The sequence below is a fragment of the Novosphingobium sp. PhB57 genome, assembly GCF_004342985.1.
Taxonomy (GTDB): domain Bacteria; phylum Pseudomonadota; class Alphaproteobacteria; order Sphingomonadales; family Sphingomonadaceae; genus Novosphingobium.
On the sequence record NZ_SMBO01000004.1, the window covers coordinates 185315 to 206661 of the forward strand.

The window sequence follows — 21347 nt, forward strand, 5'->3', positions numbered from 1 at the left end:
GAAGACCGGAACGCGAAGCTTCAGGCCTCGAGGCCATGGCGGCGCAGCACCGCCAGCACGCTTTCGAGCACTTCGCGGTAAGGGCGGGTGGCATCGACGTCGACGATCTGCGCCCCGCCGAAGCGCAAGGTGGGCACCACTGCGAGCTTCTTCTCCAGCATGTCGCGCTGGTGATCGGATTTGCGCGCCAGTGCCGTGTCGACATCGACGTTGAGCCGGATCACCAGTGTCGGGCGATAGGCGGCCATGTCGGCGTAAAGCGCGCGCTCGCGCGAGGCCAGGCGCTGGACCAGCGCCGAACCCTTGCGCATCCAGGACAGGCCGGGGCCATCGAAGCTGCCGGGCACTTCGGCCTGCGGATAGCGGTCGGTTATGACCTGCACACCGTGCCGGCGGAAATCGAGCACCTTGCGGAAGCGCCGCCTGCGCGCCAGCGAAAAGCCGAACATCGCCAGCGCCGTCGCCAGGCCGGGCAGGCGCTTCTCCCGCTCCGGCCCCGCCTTGCCGTCATGCGCCTTGCCGTCATGCGCTCTCTTCGCCTTGCCCGTCAGGAAGCGCTCCGCCAGTCGGCCAATCACGGGGATGCCGCCGATCCGGCGGCCGAGATCGCCGGTGCCGAGCCCGAGGTAGATCGAGCGGGTGGGCGAGCGGCGGTCGAGCAGCGAAACGAGATCGCTGGCCAGGGTGGACTTTCCCGACCCGTCCAGGCCTATCAGCGCCACACAGGGTGCGAGGGGGTTTCGCGCCTTCCGCCGCGAGACCGGAAAAGCCGGGCCATGGGAGGGACGGGTTACGATCCCGGATGCGAGATCGCGCGGAGACTGGTGGATGGTCATATTCGAATGGGCCGTGATGGCTCCGCCTGCCGGTCTTTGCCGGGTGTGGCGGAGGGGGGTTCCTGCAAAAGCGCCGCCTGAATTCAGGTCGATCCACAGGCCCTAGACCCCGAAGCTGATGCGAGGCTGATGGCGCGAAAAAGATATTTCGCCCGTTTGACGGCCCCCGAAAGCTGGCATAGGCGAAAGGCTTGCCGCGGCGGATCCGTGCCGCTCACTTGCTCTGGGAGCCTGGCCCTTGCCCCGTCTGCTGGTTGCCGAAGACGATGCCGACCTCGGCCCGGCGATGAAGCGCGCGCTGGAGCTGGACGGCTATGTGGTCGATCTCTTCGCGCGGGGCGACGACGTCCTCGAGGCGGCCAGCGTGAACGCTTACGATGTGATCCTGCTGGATCTGGGCATGCCGCGCATGGGCGGGCTGGAGGTGCTGCGCCAGCTCCGCGCAGAGGGCAATGCAACGCCGGTCATCGTCGTGACCGCCTTCGACCGTACTCGCCAGCGCGTGGCCGGGCTGGACGCCGGCGCCGACGACTATGTGGTCAAGCCCGTGGACCTAGAGGAGCTGGCCGCGCGCATCCGCTCGCAGCTTCGGCGTAAAGACGGCCGCTCGGCCGACAGCGTGAGCGTGGGCGAAGTGACGCTGGATTTCTCCGGCCACGTCGCCTCGCTGGAGGGCGAGGTGGTGGCGCTGACCGCCAAGGAATTTCGCGTGCTCGCCCTGCTGATGCGGCGCGCCCGGCGCTTCGTCTCCAAGGCCGACCTCGAAGGCGAACTCTACGACCAGGAGCACTGGGTGGAATCGAACACCGTCGAAGTCGCCATATCCGCGCTGCGCCGCAAGTTCGGGCGCGACTTCATCCGCACCGCGCGCGGGCTCGGCTACATGGTGGGCGGGCCGCACGCATGAAGCGCTCGTCGCTTTCCAGCCGGCTCTATCGCCGCGTGCTGATCCTGCTGGCGCTGACGGGTCTGGGCATGGGCGCGATCCTCTATTCCGTCACCAACCGGGAGATCGGCCGCGCTTCCGATGCGCAGCTGGTGAACGCCTCGCGCCTGCTCTACATGATGATGCAGGACGAGCTGACCGCAGGCGTGCTCGCCGCCCGCGGCCAAAATCAGGATCAGGCGCAGGATCAGGCACGAGAGCCGCAGAAACTCGACGATGATCCTCTGCTGTCGGACGAGGAGCGCAAGGCCTTTCACGCCTCCTACGACTGGTGCATGTTCGCGGTCTTCTGGGAGGGCCAGCCGGTCGCCCAGTCCGGCTGGGGCGCGCCGGTCAGCCTCGTGCCGCGCCAACCCGGGCTGCACGATTTCATCGCCGTGGGCGACCATTGGCGCAGTTACGGATTGCCTGGCCGCGATCCCCGCCTGCTGGTGGTGGTGGCGGAACGCGACACCATGCGCGAATTCTCGATGGTTCCGGTACTGCGCAAGCTGGCCCTGCCGCTCCTGCTGCTGATCGCGGCCAGCATGCTCGTGCTCTGGTGGACCCTGCGCAAGAGCCTGTCCGAAGTCGAGCGGCTGGCAAGCACGCTGAACGCCCGCTCACTGGCGGACCTGACACCGCTGGCGCGCGGCGACTGGTCGCGCGACCTCGGCCCGCTGATCGTCGCGCTGAACAAGCTGTTCGTTCGCCTGGACCAGGCCTACGAGCTGGAACAGGCCTTCACCGACGATGTCGCGCATGAACTGCGTACGCCGCTGGCGGCGATCCGCGCGCAGGCGCAGCTCCTGCGCAAAAGCGTGCCCGCCCCGCAGCAGGAGGAAACGAACCGCCTGCTCGCGGTAGTGGACCGGGCCGGCGACCTGATCGACGGAATGCTCACCCTCGCCCGTCTGAACGCGACGGCGGTGTCCACCCGCTCGGTGGACGTCCATGCACTGGTGGCGGACGTCGTGGCCGAAACGCTGATCCATCTGCCCCCGGAAACGATGGAGTTCTCCGTCACGCCCGATCACATCGTGCGCTGGCGCTGCGACCCCTCCTCGCTGCAGATCGCACTCTCGGCCGTGATCGGCAACGCGACGGTCCATGCGCGGGACGGCGGACAAGTGGACATCGCCATCGTCCGCAGTTCCGATCGCCTTGCCATTACCGTGGGCGACCGGGGCCGCGGCGTGGCCCCGGCCGATCGGGACCGCCTGCTGCGCCGCTTCGAGCGCGGCACCGCGAACGAAGCGGGCAGCGGCCTCGGCCTGTCCATCGCGGTGAAAGCGATGAAGCTGGCAGGCGGGACGGTCCGGCTCGAAGATCGCCAGGACGGCGGCGGACTGCTCGTGGTCCTCAGCCTGCCTGCCGCAATCGAACATGGCCTAAGGGCATAACCCGCACCATTGGAGTTCCGCGCGGCGCCCGAAAGGTCCGCCTTGCCTCTCCCGTCGCCGGTCAGCTATCTCTGTCGCCGGGCAAGGCCCCTACCAGTTCGAGCCGCTGCGGGACCGTGCCGATCGCGATTCCGTCCTGGCGGAACCGGCGGAGGAGAGTGGCGAACGAATTGCTGCGCGCTCCGTAGGCCGCGCGGGGCGTGGCTACGTGGGCGAAACTGTTGAAGAATATCCGCCCATCGGCAATGGAATCGATGAACACGGAAGGCGCGGGCTCGCTGAGCACGCTTTCCTCCGCCGCGTAAGTTTCCAGCACGATCTTGCGAACTGCGTCTGCGTCGACGTCGATCGGTACGGAGAACTGGATCTGCAAACGGCCCAGTGGGCTGGCCAGTGTCTTGTTGAGGACCGTTTTCGTGATCAGCTCGGAATTCGGGACGATCAGGGTGGAATGATCGGCCAGTTCGATTTCGGTCGACCGGACGCTGATCCGCTTGACGTCGCCCTCGTCGGTGCCGACGCGGACGAGATCGCCGATCTTTATGGGCCGCTCGGCAAGCAGGATGAGGCCCGACACGAAATTCTGCGTGATCGCCTGAAGGCCGAAACCGATCCCGACCGAGAGCGCCGAAAGCAATATCGCAATACGCTCGACACCGATCCCGAGCGAAGCCAGCCCCCAGATTACCGCGAGAGCCACGCCGACATAGCGCGCGACGAGGCTGACCGAATTGCGCCCGCTTCCGTCCAGATCCGTGGCGGGCAGGTATCGGTGATCGAGCCAGCGCATGAAGGCCCTGACAAGCGCCAGCCCGACGAACAGGACCAGCCCTCCGCGCACCAGCGCACCAGGCGAAACGCTGACGCCGCCGACTTCGAAACCTTGCGCAAGAAGGCCAAGGCGCCCGAACAGGCTGTCGACATTGCCCGCACCGAACGGCGAGAGCAGCATCCCGAGCGCCAGGATCACCACCGTGACGCGCAGGATTCCTGACAGCAGGACGCCGAACTGGTCGATCGCACTGCCGCGCAGGCCCAGGCTGCGAACCAGCGCATCCCCGAAGGGACTCGAACGGTCGAACACCGTCGAGGCGACATCGTCGATCGCCGCCATCAGCAGGTAGACGCCGGCGCCCAGCACGACCGCCCAGGCGATCATCTGCAGCACGAACAGACTGAACCCGAAATAGCCGGTGAGCAGGGCCAGGAAAGCGCCCCCAACTGCCACCCAGGCCAGCAGATTGACAAGGCCCAGCCCGGCAGCGACCTGCCCGCTCCCCTCACTGGCCTGCGCGGAGCGAAGCCGGCCGAGCGTGACGAGGCTCGCCCCGATCAGGAGGATATGGCAGAGCGCGAGAATGGCCTGGGTACAGGCCGTGGCCGTCGCGCTCGTACCCAGCGTCAGATTGAGCGCGTTCGACATGATCGCGCAAAAGGCAAGACACCCGAGCACGATGGTATAGGGCCGCAGGCGAGAAGCGGCCTGGTCGCTCAGCCGCGCTATTCTCCATGAGGGCTGACTGCGCATGAGCAGCGCGCCCAGGACGGACATGGTGAAGCCAGAGAACGCCGCAGCGGCAACGAAGGTGCCCAGCAGCGCATTCCAGCTCGGCGGAACCATGGATGCCCAGCGCAGCCCCTGAACGAAGGCGAGCCCCGCCAGCAGCGGCGCCAGGGTGCCGACCAGCACCCGCCACAAGGCATTGGCCGAACGGCGGACCGAGCGTGCCGGGAAACCTTCGGTGAGCATCTTTCGCCCGGTGCTTCGCACGAACGAACGCAGCGGAACCAGGATGACGAATCCCACGATCAGGCCCAGCAGCGCGAGCCAGGGCGTGCCGTGATCGAAACTGTAGGCAATCTGGGACCGTCCCTGCTGGACGAACATCGCGGCGCGCCTGCTGTCGCGCGGCCAGGCGTGAGCGAGCGCACTCCAGAAACCGGGCGCCAGCGGAGAAGGCGAGCGTGTAGACAGCTTTTCGCCCAGTTCCTGGGCCTGGCTCTCCGAAATCTCATCGGCAAGCTGCTGCGCCTCGACGGCGAGCAGGTTCCCGCGCTTGATCGCGGAGTCGATGGCAGAGCGCTGTTTTGCCAGGCTCGCTCGCTGCCGCTGGATGTCAGGGGCCTCTCCGCTGCTCGGCTGCGGCCCCAGCCCCTCGAGCTTGGCATCGAGCAGCGTGATCTGTTCCTGGAGCTTGGCGCTCGTATCGGTGGCCGAAGACTTGGCGGCCAGAACCTTGGCCCAGGCCAGCTTCTGATCGCTGTCGCTCATGCGCGCATCCATCGACCTGTCGACCGACCGGATGTCGCTCTCTGCCGCCGCAAGGTCCTGCGAAAGCGCAGCCAAAGGCTCCGATTGCGCAAGAACGGGCGTGGCCGCGGCGGGCATCAACAGCGCAAACATGACGAACATCAGCGCGAGCCTTTTCGCGAGCATTCGAGCGATCTCCGTTTTCCTGCAGTCCCGGCACCGCATGGGCCGGCAACGCCGGCGCTATGTAGGCTGGGCGCCCTATCGGACACAATCGCGGAAGCGGGCAATGGAGTGTGATGCTCGGCGGACAGAATCTGCCGATGGCACGGGACGCTCCTCGATCACCCCAGAGCCAGTTCGTTCGGCATTTATTGGCGTCAGCTGCTCAGGCGAAGTGGAGAGTTCTCAGCCATCTCTTGGCAAGCTCGTTTCCGCCGAGACGCGGTTTTTCACAAAATATTCTCCAGCAATGACCACTAACTCATCTACGCACCCCGAAACATCTAGTTGGTTTTTCAACTGTCACATCCGACCAACCTCAAACCTTATTTATTTCATAGAAATGTCATAAATAGTCTCTGAACTTTCACAAAATTCTTTTGTCCCCGTCTCCACCCCATCCCTCTCTTCACCCTCGATTGCGGACCCGATCCGGGCCGCGGTTTCGACCAATGGAAGATGAGGGAAACGACAATGTGGAACAGGCGCAGTCTCTGGCTGGTATCGACAGCTCTCGCCTTCGCGGCGCAGCCCGCGCTGGCGGAGGCTGAAACGGGGGCGACCGCTCCGACGCAGGACGATGGCAGCATCGTCGTCACCGGCTTCCGCGCCAGCCTCCAGGGTGCCCGCGACGTGAAGCGCAATGCCACGATCATCCAGGACTCGATCGTCGCCGACGACATCGCCGCTTTCCCGGATCTCAACCTCGCCGAAGCGCTCCAGCGCCTGCCGGGCGTCGCCATCAACCGCGAAGCCGGCGAAGGCCGCCGCGTCAGCCTGCGCGGCCTGGGACCGGACTTCACCCGCGTCCAGCTGAACGGCATGGAAGTGCTGGGCAACGTCGACTCCCCGCAGGACAGCCGCGGCCAGGGAACCCGCGACCGCGCGTTCGACTTCAACATCTTCGCCGCCGAACTGTTCAACCGCGTGGACGTGCGCAAGTCGTTCTCGGCCGAACAGACCGAAGGCGGCCTTGCCGGTACCGTCGGTCTCTACACCGCGCGTCCGTTCGACTATTCGGGCACCAAGGTCGCCTTCTCCGCCTCGGGCGGCACCAATACGCTGACCAAGGACTTCCAGCCGCGCCTCACCGGCCTCGTCTCCAAGAACTGGGGCGATTTCGGCATCCTCGTCTCGGCCGCCTATAGCCACCGCCAGACCCGCGAAACCGGCGTCGACACGTATCGCTGGCGCCTGAACAAGGCCAACGGCTCGGACATTTCGGCCCTGACCCAGGAGGAGCAGGACAAGATCAATTCCGGCGAACTGCGCTTCGCGCGCGGCAACCGCCAGTCGGTCTGGGACAGCACGCAGGACCGCCTTGGCGTGACCGCGTCGGCGCAGTGGAACCCGGCCGACACCGTCCACCTGACGCTGGACGGCCTCTACGGCAAGTACAAGGCCGACCGTTTCGAAACCCACCTCGCCTCGCGCGGCGGCGGCGGTTCGACCTGGCTCGGCGGTAGTCAGACTTTCGCCGGCGTGACCTACCCCAACTCCACCATCAACGACATCGAATGGAACGAGCAGAACGAGGTGACCTACCTCGATGTGTCCGGCGCCCAGACGGCCACGGAAACGCGCATCCAGAAGACCACCAACACCTTCAAGCAGCTTGTCCTCAGCGGCGATGCCGAGATCGTGCCCGGCCTGAAAGCCACGTTCCTGGGCGGCATCGAGCGCTCCAGCTACGACATGCCGGTGGACGACCACTTCTATACCGAAGCCTATGGCGACGTGATCTCCGACTATCGCGGCGGCAACTACTCGCTGGTCAACACTTATGGCTGGGACACGGGCGACGCGGCTAATTACCACGCGCACGAAATCGACATGAACCAGAGCTTCCAGGACACCGCCTTCGACAACGTCAAGGGCGCGCTGGCCTATGAGATCACCCCGGACGACAAGATCTCGATTGGCGGGGAATGGCGGCGCTTCAAGAACTCGGGCTACAAGCGCACCTACAACGACGCGCTGCTGACCGCATTCAAGAACGGCACCGTCAGCGCCGATATCAGCGATTATTCGAAGGTCTATACCGGTTACAAGGGCCAGGACTGGGTGATCGTCGATTACGACAAGGCGCTCGACGTGCTTGGCATCGACCGTAGCGACTATCTGACCACCAGGAACAGCGTCTTTGCGGTGGAAGAGCGTACTGCTGCCGGCTATGTCCAGTATGACTGGAACCACATGCTCGGAAACCTGCCGTTCCGCGGCAATGTCGGCGGCCGTTACTACCACACCGACATCCTTTCCGCGGGCATCGGCACGGTGGGCGGAACCGATACCCCGATCGCCGTCTCTTCGAGCTACCAGGGCTTCCTGCCCGCCATGAACCTGATCTTCGACGCGACGAAGAACCTCGTGGTCCGTGCCTCCGCCGCACGCAACATCAACCGGCCTTCGCTCGGCTCGCTGGCGGTCAATGGCACCGTATCCGTGGGTGACAACGGCGAACTGTCCGTCTCGGTCGGCAACCCGGCGCTGAAGCCCTACAAGTCCACCGACCTCGACCTTTCGCTTGAATATTACTTCGGCAAAGTCGGATCGGTCAGCGCGGCGCTGTTCTACAAGACGCTGGACGGTTTCATCACCACCCAGACCGTCAACGACGTGCCCTACAGCGAGACCGGACTTTCGACCGACCTCGTCTCGGGCGTGACGGGCAGCACCGTCGTCACCTCGTTCTCGCGCCCGGTGAACCTGGGCAAGACCGACCTCTGGGGCCTGGAACTGGCCGCGCAGACCGACTTCACGTTCCTGCCCGCGCCCTTCGACCACTTCGGTACGGCGGTGAACTTCACCTACGTCAATTCGAAGTACGACTATTCGACGATGTACACCGGCGGCGCCAACACCACGCTGGAAGGTCTGAGCAAGTACAACGGCAATATCACGCTCTACTACCAGGATGCCAAGTTCGACATTCGCGGATCGGCCAACTATCGCAGCAGCTACGTCTACAGCGCGGCGCCGATCACCAGCACGCTGGGCCTGGACCAGGATCTCTCCGGCTATGCCGCGACGATCTATGTCGATGCCTCGGCTCACTACAAGGTAATGGAGGGCGTCCAGCTCACGCTCGACGCGATCAACCTCACCAACCAGCACGAGAGACAATACTCGGACAGCACCAAGCGCCTCTACGTCAACACCCGTTCGGGCACCACGATCATGGGCGGCGTGCGCTTCGAATTCTGATCGCCTATGCCCTTGTAACAGCCCACCCGACAGGCAGGTCGCTCACCCGGAACTGCCTGTCGTTTCCGGCCCGGACGCCGCGGCGTCCAGGCCGGCTTTCATCGGGCCTCGCTTCCCGGTTTTCAGTCACATCCATTTCACATGACTGTCATCTGGCCGCGCTAGGCGCGCCCTCGAAAGGGCGCTCCCCGTGTCTTCGCTCCTCCCCGGTGCCCGGTCGCGCCGTCTTGCTGCCTCATGCCTCGTGCTTGCCATCGTCCCGGTGGCCGCCGAGGCGCGCGAAGCACAAGTTTCGCTCCACGTTCCGGTGCTCCGCCTTGCCGACGCCCTGGCGGAGATTTCGCGCCGCTCCGGCGTGCAGATCGTCACTTCGGTACCCGCCGACCTGCGCACCACGCACCCGGTGCGGGGGCGCTTCGGGGTGGACGAGGCGATCCGGCAAGTGACCGACAGGCTGCCCGTCACGGTCAGGCAAGTGCCGGGCGGCTATCTGGTGACCCCCGCTCCCGCACCCTTGCCGGTCACCGTGCCCCTGCCCGGCCCAGGCCAGCTGGTCGTGCAGGAACCTCCCGCAGAACCGATCGTCGTCACCGGCTACCGCGAAAGCCTGCGCCAGGCGGTCGCCGTGAAACGCGCCGCCCGCTCCACCCTGGAAGTGACGCGCGCGGAGGACATTGCCGCCTTTCCCGATCACAACGCCGCCGATGCCCTGCAGCGCCTGCCGGGCATCGCCATCAGCCGGGACAACGGCGAAGGGCGGCAGATCTCGCTGCGCGGGCTGGGCCCGCTCTTCACCCGCACCACGCTGAACGGGATCGAAGCGCTGGCAACGACCGCTTCCGGCATGGACAATCGCGGCTCCGCCAGCCGCCAGCGGCGCTTCGACTATTCGGTTTTCGATGCCGGGCTGTTTTCCGGGGTGGAAGTGCGCAAGACCTGGTCCGCCGATCTCGACGCCGGAGGCATCGGCGGTACCGTCGCGCTCCACACGTTGCGACCGTTCGACCGGCCGGGCGATGTAACCCTGCTTTCGGTCCAGGGCCGCACATCGGGGAACGACAGCGCCGTCACCCCGCAGATCACGGCCGAAATCTCTCGCCGGGGCGACCATTGGGGCGCGCTGTTCGCCGCCTCCTACAGCCGCAACGCCGTGACCGAATACGGCTATCGCAACTGGGACTGGGTGCCCGTGACGTTCGGGACGGCCAACATCGGCCCCGGCGTCGGCGCCGCAGACCGGGCGCGACTGACCGGCGACGGCGATCCCGTCTACATGTCGCGGGGCCAGACCTACTCGACATGGACCAACCGCTTCGACCGCCTGAACCTGGTCGGATCGCTGGAGCATGAGAGCGACGATGGCCTGCATGTCACGCTCGACCTGATCCACGCGCGCCTGTCCAACCACCGCGGCGAATATTCGCTGGCGGCGGCCGGCACCAATGGCCTCACAAGCGGCACCGTGGACGGAACGCAAGTGCTCGATTCGGTGAAGATCGTCGGCAACACGATGGTCGCAGCGGATTTCAGCGGCATCGACATGCGGACCGAGCGCAAGGTCACCGAGGATCACACCGATTTCAACCAGGCCGTGTTTTCCCTGCAGCGCCCGCTCGGCGCTTCGACCCGCATCGAGGTTCGCGCCGGCTATGCCCGATCGGACTTCGAGGAACCGGTGTTCGACAAGGTGTTCCTGGAAGCCCCGGGCCAGGATTTCGCCTATGTCGCCACCGGCGCGCATCCGCGAAATGCTTATGGCTTCGACATTGCCGAGGCGGCGAACTGGAATCTGATGCGCGCCGATGTGCGCGAGGATGCCATCCTCAACCAGAATGCAACGGCCCGGGTCGAACTGGTTCGGCGGCTCGGCGCGCATGTCGAACTGCGTATGGGCGGCAGTTACCGGTTTTTCGGCAATAGCGGCTACGAACGCCGCGTTACCGCCGATTATCGCGGCGAGGCCGAACAGGCCGCCACCGCCCTGATCCACGCGCGCTCTCTCGCGCGCTACGTCGTCGCCGATCTTGACGCCACTTTCGCGGCGCTCGGCCAGGCCCGCGACCTCACCGCCACCTCCAACCTTCCCGGCACGGCCTACCGCGTGCGCGAGAATGGCTACGCCGTCTTCGCCCTCGGTCAGTTCGACTTCGCGCTGGGCACGGTCCCGGTGGAGGCAGAACTCGGCCTTCAGTACTTGCGGATGGACACCCTGTCCTCGGGCGAAGCGAGCGACGATACGACGCTGATCGCCGTAGGGCAGCGCAGCCGCCATTCGGCGTGGCTGCCCTCGCTTCAGGCGAGGCTTGACCTGGCGCCCGACGTGCGCCTGCGCCTTTCCGCCAGCCGCAACCTGAACCAACCCGACGTCGCCGACGTGCGCGCCGCTGCATCGGTCAACTCGACCCCGTTCGGCGGCACGGTCGAGACCGGCAACCCCGCGCTCAAGCCTTTCGCGGCGACCGCGCTGGATCTCTCGCTGGAACGCTACATGGGGCACGATGGCTATGCCTCGCTCGGCCTGTTCTACAAGCGCATGGCGTCCTTCATCACTTCCGAAACCACGGTCATGGCTTATGCCGAGACCGGGCTGCCGCTGTCCTTCCTCTATGACTGACTGGACGGATCGGCACTCTACAACGTGGTGCGGCCCCTGAACGGCAAGGGGGCCTCCATCGTCGGCGCCGAAGCGGCGGTCCAGCGCGACTTGCGCTTCCTGCCCGCGCCCTTCGACCGGCTGGGTATCCAGGCCAACCTGACATATGCCGCCGGCCACAGCGAGGTGATCTACGACGGAACCGCGATGGAGCTGCCGTTGATCGACCTCTCGCGCTGGTCGGGCAATGCCACGCTCTACTACACCGGCCGGACCTGGGACGCCCGCGTGGCAGCGGCATGGCGCGGCACCTATCGCATCGACATCGGCAACAACGGCAACATCGGCGAATGGATCGAGGGCGCGATGACGCTGGATTTCGCGGCTCACGCCAAGCTCACGGGGAACCTGCAGGCCATGTTCGAGGCCCGCAACCTCACTGACGCGCCGATCACGCAATATACCGACCGGGAGGCCAAACGCCTGCTGGCGCGGACCCGCTCCGGCCGGGTCTTCTCGCTTGGCATGCGCTGCACGTTCTGATGACGGAAAAATCGCTCCTGTCCCCGCCGGGCACTCTCATGCCTCTACACTTCGAGCGCGGCGATTTTTCTCTGCCGCGCTTCTTTCGACCGGGATGCCGCGCATGTTCATGAGCAATGCCACCAGCCCGCTGCTGGCCGGGGTAGGCCGGTTGAAAAGCTATGTGCGCAAGCGCATGCGCGATCCCGACGGTGTGGAGGACGTTGTGCAGGAAACCCTTGCCCGGGTGATGGAACAGGAACAGCGGCAGGCCATCGAACATCCGCTGGCCTATGCCTTTCGCGTGGCGGATTCGGTAATCCTCGCCGATGTGCGCAAGAGCGGCCAGGCAAACCGGCCGGGCAGCGAACTCGACCTGCTGGAACTCGTTTGCGACATGCCGCTGGCAGACGAGGTGCTGGACTACCGGGAGCGTTTCGCCCGCTTCGAAGCCGCGCTTGCCCGGCTGACCCCGATGCGGCGCAGGGTCTTCCGCCTGCGCCATGTCGATGGAAAATCCCGGCAGGAGATCGCCTCGGAACTCGGGCTGAACCTGGAGACCGTGAAGAAGCACCTCGTGCGCGCCATGGCAGACCTGACGCAAGCCTTGGAGGGCGATCTGGACACGGCCGGAGAGGGGCACAAAAACAATGGATGACAAGCTGACCACGCTCGAACTCGCCGCCGACTGGGCCGACCGCTTCGATGAATTGACCGCCGACGAGCGCCGTGAACTGGCGCGCTGGCTGGGAGAAACGCCGAAGAATGCCGCCGCCTTTGCCCGGATGCGCCGGCTGCTGGGCGATCCCGCATTGATCGATGCGCTTGATGGCCAAGATAGCCCCATCCAGGACTTGCCGCCGCTGCAGCAACTGCGTTCGGGCGCGGGAACGCGCCGACACGGCCGCTCCGATCGGCGCGGACCGCTGGTCGGCCGACGTCAGGCCCTTGCGGCCGGACTTGCCGGTGCCCTCGCCCTGCCCTTCGCAGGTCTCTGGTTCGCGAGAGAGCAGGCTGCGGAAACGTCCCCCAGCCTGCGCTTTGCCACCCGCACAGGCGAGCGGCGGCGCTTCCAGCTGCCCGACGGGTCCGGCCTGCTGCTGGACGCGGCATCGCGGGTGGCGGTCGATTTCTCGGAAGGGCGCCGCCATGTCTGCCTGGAACAAGGCGCCGCGCGCTTCGACGTTCGCCACGATCCCTTGCGGCCCTTCGAAGTCCGCACGCCGCATGCCGGCATGGTCGCGCTGGGCACCAGCTTCAGCGTCGATCATCTGGCCGAAGCCAGCGAACTGCGCGTCTTTTCCGGCCGCGTGCGCCTTGACGTGGCGGGCCAGGCCGCCCGCGTGGTGCCCGCCGACCGCTGGGCCCTTGTGCACGGCGCCTCCTTCTCGACCGGCTCGTTCGATCCCGCCACGCATCCCGACTGGCAAAGCGACTGGCTGGACGCCGACGCCATGCCGCTGGGCTTCGCCGTCCAGCGCCTGGCACGCTACAGCCCCGCGCCCGTACGGATCGCCGATCCGAAATTCGCCAGCCTCACTTTCAGCGGCCGCTTCCGCCTGGACAACCCGCGCCAGTCGCTCGAACTGATCGGCGCCCTGTTCGGCCTGAAACTGATGCAGCGGAAGGATGCGCTCTACCTTGTGTAGATATCCTGAAGTCATGCCGACCGGCCGGTGGCGACTTTTCCAGGCGCCTTGAATCGGCTCACGATTCGTCTTTCCGGTTGCAGGATGGGCCGCGCTCGGTCAGGCAGCGGATCGGCATTTCGGGGGGAAATCGTGCATCAACTTTGGATCGCAATCGGCGCGTCTCTGGCGCTCGCCACAGGCACTGCCCAGGCGGGCGAACCTGGAAATCCCGCTGCGCCGCCCTCTGTCGCGGCGCTTTCCGGTTGCTGGGCTGGCACCGGCGAAGTCATGGGAAAACCCGTCAAGACCACGCTGGAGGGACGCTCGATCCTCCTTGGCGCCATGTTCTCCGTCGACACGGAAAGCACGGCCAGGGATGATACCGCCGACCGCTACGCTGCACATCTCGTTTTTGGCGGCACGATGGTGCTGCCCGGCAGCAGGGACGACATCACGGGCTATTGGGCCGACAGCTTCGGGGGCGCCATGACGTCGACCGGAACCGGCACCAGCAAGGTCGGCGGCTTCGACATCACTTATGCCTATGCGGATGCGCAATTCGTGAACCATTGGGAGGTTCAGGCGGATCACATCCACTGGCGCATCGTCGCGCTTGAAGCCAGGAAGGCCGAGCAGCCTTTCGCGGATTACACCTTGACGCGGGTGGAGTGCCCCCCGGCCAGGTGAGAGGCGCCCTTCGGAGGGGAATGACCGGCTGAAGCAGCGCTGTTTGTGTAGCAATCCGGGTTCGGTTCAAGCCGGGACGCTGCTCGCATCGCCAAGGTCACGGCCCTCCGGCCAGAGCCCGATCGAAATCAGGCGAACCGCTTTGCGCCGGCTACGCAGAGAATGACGAACGCGGCGGAGGCAATCATGGGCCAGCCCACCGTCTCTCCCAGCACCGCGCCTGCAAGGACCAGGCCCAGGAACGGTTGGAGCAGTTGAAGTTGGCCGACGCCTGCAATTCCGCCCAGCGCCAGCCCGCGATACCAGAATACGAAGCCCAGCATCATGGAGAAGACAGCGACATAGCCGAAGCCGAGCCAGGCGCTGAAGCCGATCCCGGACCAACTGGCCGGCCTTGCCGCGACAGCGACGAGCGCCATGATCGGCAGGGCAATCAGCAGCGCCCAACTGATGACCTGCCAGCCGCCCAGCCGCCGCGCCAGCCTTGCCCCTTCCGCATACCCCAGGCCGCACAGCACGATCGCGGCCACCATCAGCAAGTCACCGGTTCCGGACCCGCCTCCACCGCTGCGAAGCGCGAAACCGGCTATCGCCGCCCCGCCCATCGTGGAGAATAGCCAGAAGGCGGGTTTGGGCCGTTCGCCGCCGCGAAGGACGCCGAAGATCGCCGTCGAAAGCGGCAACATGCCGACGAAGACGACGGAATGCGCGGCGGTTATGTGCTGGAGAGCCAGGCCCGTCAGCAGCGGAAAGCCGGCGACCACCCCGATCGCGACGATGGCGAGAGATGGCACGTCCTCCCGCGCGGGCCTGCTTTGACGAAGGACGACCAAGAAGAACGCGCCCAGCAGCGCGGCGATGACCGCGCGCGCCGATGTCACGAACAGGGGGCTCATATCCGATACGGCCACGCGCGTGGCCGGCAGCGAACCGCTGAAGATGATAACGCCCAGAAGGCCACTGCCCCAACCGGCGGTACTGCGTTCCATAGTTCCCTCGCTTTCGCGATCCGGGTAGAACGAATTCGCTGGCTCAAACAGGAACAGAACCTTACAAAATGGCATAATTGTATGCCTGAAGGTGCCCATACAAATGGCCGATGCGATCGAACGACAGCTTGCAGGATCACGGACCCGAGGGCTGATGGACGCCATTCGAACGCGGATAGCGAGCCGGGTGCTCGGCCCGGGCGACCGCCTGCCCTCGGTCCGCAGCTTTGCCGGCACCATGGGCGTTTCGCCTTCGACGGTCGTGGAGGCATACGACCGTCTCGCCGCCGAAGGCGTGATCCGGGCAAAGCGGGGGTCCGGCTTCTACGTCACCGGATCGAACATGCCGCCGCTCGCCATCGGCGAACTGGGGCCGCGCCGCGATCGCGCCGTCGATCCTTTCTGGGTATCGCGGCAATCGCTGGACGCCGATGACACCATGGCAAAGCCCGGTTGCGGATGGCTCCCCGCCGACTGGATGCCGAACGAGGCCTTGCGCAAGGGGCTGCGCAGCCTCGCCCGCGGGCAGGCCTCCATTCTGACGGACTATGGCGGCACGCGAGGATCGCTGGCGCTTCGACGCCTGCTTCTCGGACGCTTCGCCGATGAGGGGATCGAAGCCGGCGCCGATCAACTGCTGCTTACCGGCTCGGGAACGCAGGCCATCGACCTGATCTGCCGCTTTCTGCTGCGGCCGGGCGACACCGTGCTGGTGGACGATCCCGGCTACTTCAATTTCCAGGCTCTGCTGCGCGCGCATCGGGTCGAGCTGGTGGGGGTTCCCTACACCCAGACGGGCCCCGATACGGCCGCGTTCGAGGCCGCGCTGAAGGCGTACAAGCCCCGCCTCTACATCACCAATTCAACCCTCCATAACCCGACCGGCGCGACCATGTCGCCGCAGACGGCACACCGGCTTCTGAACGCGGCGGCCGCGCACGATCTGATCGTGGTCGAGGATGACATCTTCACCGATTTCGAGCCTTCTGCCTCGGCGAGGCTGGCCGTGCTGGACGGTTTCGACCGCGTCATTCGAATTGGCAGCTTCTCCAAGACGCTGTCAGGGTCGGTCCGCTGCGGCTACATCGCCGCCCGGGCGGACTGGATCGAGGGGTTGATCGACCTTCAGGTCGCGACGAGTTTTGGCGGCCCCAGCCCCGTGGCGACGGAACTGATTGCCAGTGTGCTGGCCGGCGGCAGCTATCGCAAGCACATGAGCGAGCTTCGCCAGCGGCTGGCCGTGTCCATGGACCGGACGGCGACGCGGCTGGACAGGCTTGGGATCACGCCCTGGACCATGCCGCGAGGCGGCTTCTATCTCTGGTGCCGGCTTCCAGACGGGCTGGATTCGGCGGATATTGCAAACCGATGCCTGAGCAAGGGCGTGGTGCTGGCGCCGGGGAACGTCTTCAGCGTGTCCCAGTCGGCCGCGCCCTATCTCCGCTTCAATGTCGCGCAATCCGACAGTCAGCGTGTCGAGGACACCCTTCGCGCCGCCATCGATGAAAGCGGGTAGGTGCAGCATGGTGCGCGGACCGGAGCGCCCTGCCGAGCCGCCCGAGGAGCCGAACCATCACTCGGCCGGGGGAGGCTCGATCAGGGTGAAGGCGATCGGTTCGGCTTCGATGGCCGGCATGATCTTTTCCAGCGCTTCGGAGAGTTCGGCCTGCCGGAAAGGCTTTTCCAGCCGCGGCAGATCCGATGCAAGGCCCACCGCATCGGAGTAGCCGGAGGTAATCAGCACCGGCATCAGGGGCCTGAGTGCCAGGCATGCTCTTGCCAGTTCGACGCCGGTCATCGCCGGCATCAGGTGATCGGTCACCATGACGCATATCCGCGCGTCCGTTTGCACGAGCGCCAGGGCTTCGGCCCCGGAACCGGCCTCGACGACCTCGAAACCGAGATCGACGAGCATATCGGCCGTGCTCGCCCGAACCAGGTCCTCATCGTCGACGAGAAGCGCGACGCCCGCAGCGCGAACCTGCCGCACGGGCACCGCATCGAGAGGCGCTTGCGGCGCCGAGGTCGCCGGAAACCAGAGCGCGATCGTCGTGCCGGTGCCGAGCGCGCTGTCGATCGTGAGGGCGCCTCCCAGTTGCCGCGCCAATCCATGCGCCATGGACAGGCCCAGCCCGGTTCCCTGTCCTACGCCCTTGGTGGAGAAGAACGGTTCGATCGCGCGCTGCTGGGTCTCTTCGTCCATGCCATGACCCGAATCCGAGACGCGGATCACCACATAGGCAGCCCCGTCCATGCCCGCGGCCACGGATTGCGCGGAATCGCAAAGCTGCGCAGTGATGACCAGCCCGCCCCCCTGCGGCATCGCATCGCGCGCGTTGACCGACAGGTTCAGCAAGGCCATCTCGACCTGATGGGGATCGGCGTTCGCCATCGGCAGATCCGCAGCCAGATCGAGCCTTAGCTGGATCTGCGGGCCCATCGTCGTGCCGATCAGCTCGGACATCCCGATGATCAGCGCGGTCATGTCCACCGGCTCGGGCTTCAACGGCTGGCGCCGGGCGAAGGCCAGCAGGCGTTGGACGAGAGTTCGGGCCTTGTCCGCCGACTGCAAGGCGCCATTGATCAGGCGCTGCTCGCGCTCGCCGCCGACTTTCCGGCGATGCAGCATGTCGAGGCTGCCGATGATCGGCGTCAGCAGATTGTTGAAGTCATGCGCGACGCCGCCGGTCAGTTGCCCCATCGCTTCCAGTTTCTGCGACTGGCGAAGGGCTTCCTGCGTCCGGATGAGTTCCCGCGTGCGCTCCTCGACAAGGTGCTCCAGCGTGGCGGCCGAAGTCTTCAGCGCCTCTTCCATGCGCTTGCGCTCAGTGATGTCGATCGACACGCCGGACAGGCCGATGGGGGAGCCGTCCGGCCGGAACGCGGGCTGCCCCCGGACGCCGATCCAGCGGGTCTCGCCGGACTGCGTCAGGACCCGGTATTCGACATCGTAATCGCAGCCCGTCTGCAGGCTCGTGCCGATGGCGGCATTGACCCAAGCACTGTCGTCAGGGTGGATCGAGGCATGGAGGTCCTCGTACGTGAATGGCAGGGCGGGATCGCGGCCGAAATTCTTGCGGCAGGTTTCGGAAGCATCGAGCGTGCCCGAAACGACGTCGAACGACCAGGTTCCCATTCGCCCCGCCGCCAGCATGATGGCCTTGAGGCGGGCGTCTTCCCGGTTGCGATCGAGCAGCCGCGCGTTCTCGACCGCAATCCCGGCCAGCGCGGCAAGGCTTTCCAGGCGCGCCACGCTGGCCGCGTCCGGCGGCTCCGGTTTCGACCAATAGGCGCCGAGCGCCGCGATGGCTTCGGGCCGGCCGATCGGTGCTATCGCAAGGCTGCGAACGAACGTCGGCGCATAGGCTGCCTGCGGAATGCGCGGATCGTTGCGGACATCGGCAATCGACACCGTTTCGACGTGCTGCATCGCCCAGCCGGAGATACAGAGCTTCGCATCGAACCTGTTGCCGCTCCACAAAGGCGCAGCGGCGTCCTCCGCCACATAGTGGCATAGATCACCGTCCTTCAGCACGACGGCGATCCCTTCGGCCCCCACGGCACTCCGCGCCGTATCGCGCAGGATGTCGACAACCGCGGCCATGGACCGGGCCGTCGCCAGGCGCTCGCTGGCCTCGATCAGAAAAGACTGCGAATTCGTGGACTGCGGCGAGGGAGCGTGGCTGTAGGTCATGAACGCCTTTCAGTCCGCACAGCTAACATAGTGTCCGGCCCGGTGCGACGGGGAAATGCAGCCGGTTCGGCCTCTTGCCCGATAAGGCCACCGGACGTGCCGAGCGCAGGAGCGGGTCCGAGGGCTTGTATACCATACCCCCCTACGCTATTAGGCTCGCCATGACCGGATCGACGATTCCGGTGGCCAAAGTCGAAACCTGGGGAAGAAATGGCTCACATCAGCGAAAACCGCGACGCACTGCTGGCACGGGTCAAGCGAATCGCCGGGCAGATTGCGGCGGTGGAACGGGCGATCGCCGGGGACGCCGACTGCACCGAAGTCCTCCACGTCGTCGCTGCGGTGCGCGGGGCCGTGAACGGCCTGTTGGACGAAGTCATCGTCGACCATCTCGAAGCGCATGTCGCGGCGCCCGGCCTTTCCGAAGAGGAGCGTCACAAGGGCGCGGAGGATCTGGCGACCGTGATCCGGAGGTATACGAAGTGAGCGGACAAGCACCCCCCATGGCCGCCCCCTTGGGCAATTTCACGCACCTCACCCATGAGCACGTCTTCCTGGGCGCTGCGCATGACGAGAATGCGCGGCGGACGCGCTGGGTGGTGGCACTCACGGCGGCGATGATGGTGGGCGAGATCATCGCCGGCTACGCAACCGGATCGATGGCGCTCCTGGCAGACGGCTTCCACATGGCCACGCATGCCGGGGCGCTCGGCGTGGCGGCCGCCGCCTATGCTTACGCGAAGCGCCACGCGCGCAGCAGCGCCTTCAGCTTCGGCACCGGCAAAGTGGGCGACCTGGCTGGCTTCGCCTCGGCGCTCGTGCTGGGCATTGTCGCCTTTGCGATCGGCGCGGAATCGCTCCTGCGCCTGTTCGAGCCCATCACGGTGGCATTTGCCGAAGCGACGTGGATCGCGGTCCTCGGCCTCGCGGTCAACATCGCCTCCGCCTTCCTTCTTTCCGGCGGTCATGATCATGGTCACCATCATGGGCATGGCCACCACCATGAGCACGGGCACGGGCACGGGCACGGGCACGGGCATCACCATGGCCACGGCGGCGACAACAACTTGCGCTCGGCTTACGTCCATGTGCTCGCCGACGCCCTGACATCGGTGCTGGCCATCGCAGCGCTTCTCGCTGGCCGCTACCTGGGGTGGGTGTGGATGGATCCCGCCATGGGCATCGTCGGCGCGGTCGTGATCGCACGGTGGTCGTGGTCGCTGATGCGCGACACGGCGACGATCCTGCTCGACCGGACCGACGATCACGTCGCAGAGGAAGCACGGGAACTGATCGAGACGCCGGGCGACGCGCAGATCACCGACCTCCACGTCTGGAAGGTCGGCCCCGAAGCCCACTCGGCTATCGTCAGCGTGGCGGCCAGGCCGGGCATCGACGCCGCCGAAATCCGTCGCCGGCTGGTGCCGGTTCACGAGTTGCAACACCTGACGGTCGAAGTCGCACACGTCTGACGTGCGGCCGATCGGACAGCGACCTGAACCTCGAAACCAGCGCGGGACAGCTTGACCAACATCGTCATCCTCACGGGAGCCGGGATTTCCGCCGAGAGCGGCATTGCCACGTTTCGAAGCTCCACCCCGCGCTGGGACGATCGCGCACTTGAAGCACTTTGTTCGGCAGAGGGCTTCGCGGCGGACCGATACAAAGCGCATGATCTCTACGACGCCAGAAGGGGCCAGCTGGCGCAAGTGGAACCCAATGCCGCCCACCTCGCCCTCGCCCGCCTCGAACGCCACTGGCAGCGCGAGAACCGGGGTGAATTCACGCTCATCACGCAGAACATCGACAATCTCCACGAGCGTGCGGGAAGCCGGCAGGTCCTGCACATGCACGGCGAATTGGACGCGGCGCGGTGCGAAAGCTGCCACCGCAGCTTCCCCTGGTCCGGCAGTCTCGCCGTTCGCGAGGATTGCCCGGCCTGCGACGAACCGGCGCTGCGACCGGACGTCGTCCTCTTCGGAGAAGCCCCCTATCACCGGCAGCGCAGCGAAGAGCTGTCGGCTCGCGCAAACCTGTTCATCGCCATCGGGACTTCGGCAACGGTGCACCCGGCCGCCGGGCTGGTGAAGCACGCCCGAAGCAACCGCGCGATCACGATCGAGGTCAATCTGCGGCGCTCGGACAGCCCGGACTTCCGCCGCTTTTTCGAAGGTCCGGCAACGCGCGAGGTTCCGGCGCTGGTCGATTACCTGACGATCGAGACCGGCGCGGAAGGCTGACCTCGTCACACCGGTCCCAGTCAAGCGGCACGTCCGTCAGTCCCCGGCAAAGCCTCCGACAAGCCGACCCTCTTCGTTTCGCAACGGTTTCCTGTCCCTTACAAAATAAATGCTTAGCTGATATTGCATCTGCAACTCATTCGCATT

Annotated in this window: 16 protein-coding genes; 12 read left to right on the forward strand and 4 right to left on the reverse strand. The window is 65.9% G+C overall.

Translation table 11 applies throughout. The annotated features are described in order from the left end of the window. Positions 1 to 20: 20 nt before the first annotated feature. Positions 21 to 722 (reverse strand): hypothetical protein, encoded by a 702-nt coding sequence (locus tag EDF58_RS14095; protein ID WP_207912987.1) that lies wholly within the window; start codon positions 720 to 722, stop codon positions 21 to 23. A gap of 352 nt (positions 723 to 1074) precedes the next feature. On the opposite strand from EDF58_RS14095, the gene EDF58_RS14100 reads away from it, so the two are divergent. After that, positions 1075 to 1743 (forward strand): response regulator transcription factor, encoded by a 669-nt coding sequence (locus tag EDF58_RS14100; RefSeq protein ID WP_207912989.1) that lies wholly within the window; start codon positions 1075 to 1077, stop codon positions 1741 to 1743. Then, on the forward strand, positions 1740 to 3164 hold the full coding sequence (locus tag EDF58_RS14105; RefSeq protein ID WP_132266694.1) for a HAMP domain-containing sensor histidine kinase: 1425 nt from the start codon (positions 1740 to 1742) through the stop codon (positions 3162 to 3164). Before EDF58_RS14100 ends, EDF58_RS14105 begins: the two co-directional genes overlap by 4 nt. A gap of 61 nt (positions 3165 to 3225) precedes the next feature. Here EDF58_RS14105 and EDF58_RS14110 read toward each other — a convergent pair whose 3' ends face one another. Continuing rightward, on the reverse strand, positions 3226 to 5601 hold the full coding sequence (locus tag EDF58_RS14110) for a DUF3772 domain-containing protein (RefSeq protein ID WP_243654262.1): 2376 nt from the start codon (positions 5599 to 5601) through the stop codon (positions 3226 to 3228). A gap of 510 nt (positions 5602 to 6111) precedes the next feature. Between EDF58_RS14110 and EDF58_RS14115 the strand changes: the two genes are divergently transcribed. The 6 genes from EDF58_RS14115 to EDF58_RS14140 all read left to right on the forward strand — a co-directional run bounded on the left by EDF58_RS14115 (position 6112) and on the right by EDF58_RS14140 (position 14277). After that, positions 6112 to 8844 (forward strand): TonB-dependent receptor, encoded by a 2733-nt coding sequence (locus tag EDF58_RS14115; protein ID WP_132266697.1) that lies wholly within the window; start codon positions 6112 to 6114, stop codon positions 8842 to 8844. A gap of 190 nt (positions 8845 to 9034) precedes the next feature. Continuing rightward, complete coding sequence (locus tag EDF58_RS14120; RefSeq protein WP_165921420.1) at positions 9035 to 11458, forward strand: TonB-dependent receptor; 2424 nt, start codon at positions 9035 to 9037, stop codon at positions 11456 to 11458. Between the two features lie 24 nt (positions 11459 to 11482). Then, positions 11483 to 11980: a TonB-dependent receptor gene (locus tag EDF58_RS26705; protein ID WP_165921421.1), complete on the forward strand. Its 498-nt coding sequence runs from the start codon at positions 11483 to 11485 to the stop codon at positions 11978 to 11980. Positions 11981 to 12083: 103 nt separating this feature from the next. Beyond that, positions 12084 to 12617: a sigma-70 family RNA polymerase sigma factor gene (locus EDF58_RS14130; protein ID WP_243654263.1), complete on the forward strand. Its 534-nt coding sequence runs from the start codon at positions 12084 to 12086 to the stop codon at positions 12615 to 12617. Then, on the forward strand, positions 12610 to 13608 hold the full coding sequence (locus tag EDF58_RS14135; RefSeq protein ID WP_132266705.1) for a FecR domain-containing protein: 999 nt from the start codon (positions 12610 to 12612) through the stop codon (positions 13606 to 13608). Before EDF58_RS14130 ends, EDF58_RS14135 begins: the two co-directional genes overlap by 8 nt. 132 nt (positions 13609 to 13740) lie before the next feature. Further along, positions 13741 to 14277, forward strand: coding sequence for a hypothetical protein (locus tag EDF58_RS14140; RefSeq protein ID WP_132266707.1), 537 nt, complete (start codon positions 13741 to 13743; stop codon positions 14275 to 14277). 128 nt (positions 14278 to 14405) lie between these two features. On the opposite strand, the gene EDF58_RS14145 is transcribed toward EDF58_RS14140, so the two are convergent. After that, positions 14406 to 15365 (reverse strand): DMT family transporter, encoded by a 960-nt coding sequence (locus EDF58_RS14145; RefSeq protein ID WP_243654264.1) that lies wholly within the window; start codon positions 15363 to 15365, stop codon positions 14406 to 14408. A gap of 55 nt (positions 15366 to 15420) precedes the next feature. On the opposite strand from EDF58_RS14145, the gene EDF58_RS14150 reads away from it, so the two are divergent. Then, complete coding sequence (locus EDF58_RS14150; RefSeq protein WP_132266710.1) at positions 15421 to 16782, forward strand: PLP-dependent aminotransferase family protein; 1362 nt, start codon at positions 15421 to 15423, stop codon at positions 16780 to 16782. Between the two features lie 57 nt (positions 16783 to 16839). On the opposite strand, the gene EDF58_RS14155 is transcribed toward EDF58_RS14150, so the two are convergent. After that, positions 16840 to 18960, reverse strand: coding sequence for an ATP-binding protein (locus EDF58_RS14155; protein ID WP_132266713.1), 2121 nt, complete (start codon positions 18958 to 18960; stop codon positions 16840 to 16842). Between the two features lie 210 nt (positions 18961 to 19170). Between EDF58_RS14155 and EDF58_RS14160 the strand changes: the two genes are divergently transcribed. From EDF58_RS14160 to EDF58_RS14170, 3 genes are read left to right on the forward strand one after another with little or no spacing between them, the layout of a single operon-like run. Continuing rightward, complete coding sequence (locus tag EDF58_RS14160) at positions 19171 to 19446, forward strand: metal/formaldehyde-sensitive transcriptional repressor (RefSeq protein ID WP_132266716.1); 276 nt, start codon at positions 19171 to 19173, stop codon at positions 19444 to 19446. Positions 19447 to 19463: 17 nt separating this feature from the next. Beyond that, positions 19464 to 20432, forward strand: coding sequence for a CDF family Co(II)/Ni(II) efflux transporter DmeF (gene dmeF / locus EDF58_RS14165; RefSeq protein WP_132266719.1), 969 nt, complete (start codon positions 19464 to 19466; stop codon positions 20430 to 20432). Between the two features lie 51 nt (positions 20433 to 20483). After that, a complete protein-coding gene (locus EDF58_RS14170; RefSeq protein ID WP_132266722.1) occupies positions 20484 to 21200 on the forward strand; it encodes an NAD-dependent deacylase in 717 nt (238 codons plus the stop codon). Positions 21201 to 21347: the final 147 nt, after the last annotated feature.

Coding starts and splice junctions, on each gene's coding strand:
- EDF58_RS14135 (WP_132266705.1), top strand. CDS start 12,610: ATGGATGACAAGCTGACCACGCTCGAACTCGCCGCCGACTGGGCCGAC.
- EDF58_RS14160 (WP_132266716.1), top strand. CDS start 19,171: ATGGCTCACATCAGCGAAAACCGCGACGCACTGCTGGCACGGGTCAAG.
- EDF58_RS14145 (WP_243654264.1), bottom strand. CDS start 15,365: ATGGGCACCTTCAGGCATACAATTATGCCATTTTGTAAGGTTCTGTTC.
- dmeF (WP_132266719.1), top strand. CDS start 19,464: ATGGCCGCCCCCTTGGGCAATTTCACGCACCTCACCCATGAGCACGTC.
- EDF58_RS14130 (WP_243654263.1), top strand. CDS start 12,084: ATGTTCATGAGCAATGCCACCAGCCCGCTGCTGGCCGGGGTAGGCCGG.
- EDF58_RS14105 (WP_132266694.1), top strand. CDS start 1,740: ATGAAGCGCTCGTCGCTTTCCAGCCGGCTCTATCGCCGCGTGCTGATC.
- EDF58_RS14155 (WP_132266713.1), bottom strand. CDS start 18,960: ATGACCTACAGCCACGCTCCCTCGCCGCAGTCCACGAATTCGCAGTCT.
- EDF58_RS14150 (WP_132266710.1), top strand. CDS start 15,421: ATGGACGCCATTCGAACGCGGATAGCGAGCCGGGTGCTCGGCCCGGGC.
- EDF58_RS14110 (WP_243654262.1), bottom strand. CDS start 5,601: ATGCTCGCGAAAAGGCTCGCGCTGATGTTCGTCATGTTTGCGCTGTTG.
- EDF58_RS14115 (WP_132266697.1), top strand. CDS start 6,112: ATGTGGAACAGGCGCAGTCTCTGGCTGGTATCGACAGCTCTCGCCTTC.